Origin of the sequence: Arthrobacter sp. H35-D1 (assembly GCF_030063185.1) — a bacterium.
Taxonomy (GTDB): Bacteria; Actinomycetota; Actinomycetes; order Actinomycetales; family Micrococcaceae; genus Specibacter.
Genome location: NZ_JASISP010000080.1, coordinates 1 through 774, shown reverse-complemented (window position 1 = coordinate 774; position 774 = coordinate 1). Strand labels below are relative to the sequence as shown.

General features: G+C 62.7%; 1 protein-coding gene. It reads right to left on the bottom strand.

Annotated features, from left to right (window positions below; genetic code table 11):
- A partial coding sequence (locus QMG25_RS20375; RefSeq protein WP_283462956.1) for a putative transposase occupies window positions 1–774 on the bottom strand: 774 nt, incomplete at both ends.

Here is a 774-nt window from a genome sequence, read left to right as displayed (position 1 = left end):
GCCACCTGTTGCCCATACGCCATACCGCTTCCCCGGCAGGAAGCTCTTTATCGGTGGTGAGGATGTGGATCTGCCGTGTTCCACCGCCCTTGCCCTTGGCAGGAACGATGCGGCTGAGCTGGCGGATGGAGAACAGTTCACCGGTTTTCTTCGTCGTCGGCAGGACCAGGTCAACGAGCGTGTCCGCGACCGACCAGGTCTTCTCTTCGCCGTGTTCGTCCGTGCGGGTAACCTCGGTAAAGAGTTCTTCACCGATGTCGGGTGTGGTGCCTTTGCGCCAGGTCAGCACATCAAAACCGTGCTCGTCCATGTGTTTGAACAGCGCTGGCGACCAGCCGCCCCGATCGAAGCCGACGAGCACCCGCCGCCCGTCCCCCACCGCTTTGCGTAGTTCAGGCAGCAGGTTACGGAGTTCACCGGCTAGGGACGCCCCGGGTTCGGCCATGACTACAAATACTGGGGAGCCGTGGGCGTCGGTGACCCAGGTTTCCTCCGTTGCCGGGACGGGGAACTTGAGCCTGGTGGAGTAGAGTTTGCCTATTCTTTTCGTGCCCTGATACGCGCGCACGTGCCCGTCAACGTACAGGATAGCGGCAAGATCCTCACCGCCCGGGCCCGTGCCGCTCAGGTGGTCGGCGGCCAAGGCAGCAATCAGCTCCTGGGCTTTACCCGTCTGGGCGAGTTCGTTGATCCGGCGGCGGATTGTTTTCACTTCCGGGGCACGGTCCAGCCCCAACACCCTGCCCAAGTTCTGCGGGTTGAATCGGGTGGCAC